The following is a 3,784-nucleotide window of genomic DNA, read 5'->3' on the forward strand; positions in this document are numbered from 1 at the left end:
AACTCGTCAACTTTGCGCTGCGAGTGAAGGAAGACAATCGATGAAAATTCGCAATCAACACGCGAACGAGAAAAACGAACTCAACATGACCAGCATGATTGACATCGTCTTTCTGTTGCTGGTTTTCTTCGTGATGACCTTCAAAGTCGTGGAAATGGAAGGCGACTTCAGCGTGCGAATGCCGCTGGGGGATAGCCAAGGTGCTGCGGATCCGACCGACCTCGGATTGAAACTGCGGCTACGCGCCGATTCGCAGGGCCGACTTGCTTCGATGGCACTGAACGATTCGGACTTGGGCACCGATTACGACGCACTGCGAGCCCGCATCGTTTCTCAGATCGGTTCGGCGACGCCAACCGAAGAGGACGAGGGACCAGAACTTGAAATCGATACCGATTACAACTTACGCTACGAGAATGTCATCAAGGCCATCACTGCGGTGAGCGGCTACAAAGATGGCAACGAAGTGGTCAAACTGATCGAAAAGATTAAGTTTGCCAAACCGCGTCGCTAGCGGTCCGATCCATTAGAAGCTGTATTGCATGATCTTATTGCTGGACAACTACGATTCCTTTGTCCACAACTTGGCCCGGTACTTTCGCCAACTCGGCTGCGACACGCGTGTGATTCGCAGCGACGAAATTGACGCTCAAGGCTGCTTGGAATTGGATCCCGAAGCGATCGTGATCTCGCCTGGCCCGAAAAGCCCCAAGGAAGCTGGCTGCTCGGTACCCGTGATCCGCGAACTGTCGTCGCAGATCCCGATGTTGGGTGTTTGTCTAGGGCATCAATCGATCGGCGTTGCCTTTGGCGGGGTCGTGTTGCGATGTGGGCCCGAGCATGGCATCCAATCTTCGATCAAGCACAATGGGCAAGGAATTTTTGAACGCATTGCATCACCGATGCCTGTCGGCAGGTATCACTCGTTGGCAATCGATCCCGATCATCTGCCCGACGATCTAGAGGTGACTGCTCGCAGCGACGATGGGGTGATCATGGGGATCCAGCACCGTAGCCGGCAAGTTTTTGGAGTTCAGTTTCATCCCGAGTCGATCTTGACCGACGGGGGCAGCCGTCTGCTCGAAAACTTTGTCACGATTGCCTCCAAACGGCGACGGGAACTGGCATTGTGATCTTGGAATCGATCGTCACGTCGACAAGTTCCGACAAACAAATCAACATTGCTCCGATGGGCCCGATTGTCTCGGAATCGTTTGCTCACGGCGACGCCGAGGGGCAAACGATCTTGTTGCGTCCTTTCAACTCATCCCGCACGTATCAAAATTTGATGCAAACGCGGCGAGCCGTCGTCCACGTGACCGACAATGTTGATCTGTTTGCACGAGCCGCAGTGGGGCCGCTCGGTGACCAAGCGACGCTTCGGCAATGGGTACGCCCGCTCGAACAGTTGCAGCGTGATCCATTACAGTTCGATCCATCCCCCACCGATTCCTCCGCCTACTGGGTTCTACGAGATTGTCATCGCTGGTTTGCGGTTGAGGTGGAATCGATCGACGACCATGACCCGCGAGCCGAGATGCAGTGCCGAGTCGTCCAATCAGGCATCGTTCGCCCGTTTTTTGGGTTCAACCGAGCCAAATATGCTGTGATCGAGGCCGCGATTCTGGCGACACGAACGCACCTGATTGCGCAAGAGGAAGTCGAGGCGGATCTTCGCCGCCTGCAAATCTTGGTCGATAAGACCGGAGGCGCCGCCGAGACGGCGGCGTTCCAATTCCTGAGCCAGGCGATTTCTCAGCGGTACGCCGACATCGATCCCTGATCAAGCGTAGCCGCCGTGCCGTTTTCCAAGTGGGGCATTCTCAACCACTTGCTTCCCCCGTCTTGGAAGGCATACCGGGATGCTGGTATTGTGAGCACATGACATCTCAGCAGGTACGCGTGACAACGGGCTCACGACTTCATTTCGGTTTATTAGACACAGCGAAACCCTTCGGGGGTGTCGGTGTGATGATCGAGCATCCGATCACCGAAGTGATTGCGCGACGCGCCGACACGTTCCAAGGACCTGCGATTGCGGCTGAGCGGGTATTGGGGATTGCCGAGCGTTATCGCCGGCGATTTCATCTCGATGCGTTACCGGCTTGCCAAATCGAGATTGCCCGACGCCCGCCCGCTCATACAGGACTTGGCACGGGAACCCAGTTGGCGATGGCAGTGGCCGAAGCAATCAGCGAGCTACTGAACCCGAGTCTGGTGGACGAGACGACGGCGTTTCACATCGCCGATCGCGGACGCCGCTCCGCCGTCGGCATCCATGGCTATCGGCATGGCGGGCTGATCTACGAAGACGCCGACAACGCCGCAGAACTGAATCCGATCCGGCAACGAATCGACGTTCCTCGGCAGTGGTGCGTGGCGATCCTACGCCCCACCCAAGAAACGATGACGATCAGCGGTGATGTGGAATTGGACCAATTCTCTAAACTTCCAGCAACGACATCCGCGCAGCGCGATCACTTTCGCAACCAAATCACAAGCCAATTGTTACCAGCCATCCAAAACGGCGACTTCGACGCGTTCAGTGAAGCGGTGCACCGCTACAACCGCGACAGTGGATTGCTTTTCGAATCGGTGCAAAACGGTCCCTACAATGGCACCGCCGTGTCATCGCTTGTTGATTTCCTAAGAAGCAATCGAATCAAGGGAGTCGGGCAGAGCAGTTGGGGGCCATCGGTTTTTGCTTGGTTCGCAACACGCGAGGATGCTCAGCAATTCGTGTCGAATCAGATCGACCCATCCAAGGTCCACGTGCTGCTAACGCATGCCAAAAACGAGCCGCGACAAATCGAGTCGCAGCCCTGACTCGCACCCCTGTGAAACATTTGCTGGTAGCGACCTTCGCCAGAAGCGGGTGATGCGCATTGGACGCCAACAAACCACGCTCTGGAAAGCGTAGCTACGAAACGCAAATGGGGTAATTTGCCGTCTTTAAATGCTTCACCGCGTTGCCTGACTTGGCGGGCGATAAGTTACCGCAGCGTTCCCCGCAGCGGCATCGCCATTTGATGATCCGCGGTGTACTCCGTCGGCGCGGTCGCCGCAGCCGCTGCGGCCGTCGCCGACAAGGTGGTCAGATCGACCGTCTGAGACGCGTTCTGCGGCATCGTAAACAACTGAGGATCGCCACTTAGCAATTGATTCACGGCGTACGAACCAATCGTGATTTTCATCCGCAAGGGTTGCCCCATCGCGGGCGTCAAATTCAGTTCGACTTGATGCGGCAAAGCACATTGATGTTCGGCATAGTAGCGATGGTTGGTCGCCGTGCTTTGCGCGATCAAGCGATTGTCGGGAGCGTACAAGAATTGGTTTGTCACGTAACCGGCCGAAGGTTCAATCAAGTAGACACGTTGATACAAACCGTCAGGCATTTGGATGACGCTGCGAATTTCCAGCTTGCCGTCCTCGCGTGTGACGGGGCCGTTGACGACCGTCGCGGGATCCAATTGAACCAATCCCAAGGCGTCCATGATCCAAGTTGGATCGACAGGCAAAACCGCTCGCTGGAGCTGTTGGCGGTACTTCGCGTGCTCGGCGTAGTACAGCGTCTTGGACATCCCGATCCCCTCGGGAACTTCGAACCAAAACACTTCGTCATTGCTGCCCATGTCCATCCCGGCCCCCAACACGATCGGCAAACTGGCTCGCAGGCGAAAGCGACGCTCTCGCTGCAGACTCAAGGTGGCACTGAGCTTCGGAATGTTCGGCATCGACAAGACTTCGACCGAGGCGGTGTTGGTCGACAACTGCTGGATCGAAC

General features: G+C 56.3%; 5 protein-coding genes. 4 read left to right on the top strand and 1 reads right to left on the bottom strand.

The window, feature by feature from the left end; genetic code table 11:
* The 4 genes from ABX962_RS32380 to ABX962_RS32395 all read left to right on the top strand — a co-directional run.
* A partial coding sequence (locus ABX962_RS32380) for an ExbD/TolR family protein (protein WP_372725826.1) occupies positions 1 to 514 on the top strand: 514 nt, incomplete at its 5' end.
* A 28-nt stretch (positions 515 to 542) separates the two neighbouring features.
* Positions 543 to 1,133: an aminodeoxychorismate/anthranilate synthase component II gene (locus ABX962_RS32385; protein WP_372725827.1), complete on the top strand. Its 591-nt coding sequence runs from the start codon at positions 543 to 545 to the stop codon at positions 1,131 to 1,133.
* Positions 1,130 to 1,783, top strand: a complete 654-nt coding sequence (locus ABX962_RS32390) for a DUF447 domain-containing protein (protein WP_372725828.1) — start codon at positions 1,130 to 1,132, stop codon at positions 1,781 to 1,783. Before ABX962_RS32385 ends, ABX962_RS32390 begins: the two co-directional genes overlap by 4 nt.
* 98 nt (positions 1,784 to 1,881) lie before the next feature.
* A complete protein-coding gene (locus ABX962_RS32395) occupies positions 1,882 to 2,826 on the top strand; it encodes a beta-ribofuranosylaminobenzene 5'-phosphate synthase (protein WP_372725829.1) in 945 nt (314 codons plus the stop codon).
* A gap of 167 nt (positions 2,827 to 2,993) precedes the next feature.
* Here ABX962_RS32395 and ABX962_RS32400 read toward each other — a convergent pair.
* The coding region (locus ABX962_RS32400; protein WP_372725830.1) for a hypothetical protein at positions 2,994 to 3,784 on the bottom strand (791 nt) is incomplete at its 5' end.

The organism is Novipirellula sp. (assembly GCF_041583735.1).
GTDB lineage: Bacteria > Planctomycetota > Planctomycetia > Pirellulales > Pirellulaceae > Novipirellula.

Excerpts from the sequence above, each read along its gene's own strand:
- ABX962_RS32395 (WP_372725829.1), top strand. The coding sequence starts at position 1,882 with ATGACATCTCAGCAGGTACGCGTGACAACGGGCTCACGACTTCATTTC.
- ABX962_RS32385 (WP_372725827.1), top strand. The coding sequence starts at position 543 with ATGATCTTATTGCTGGACAACTACGATTCCTTTGTCCACAACTTGGCC.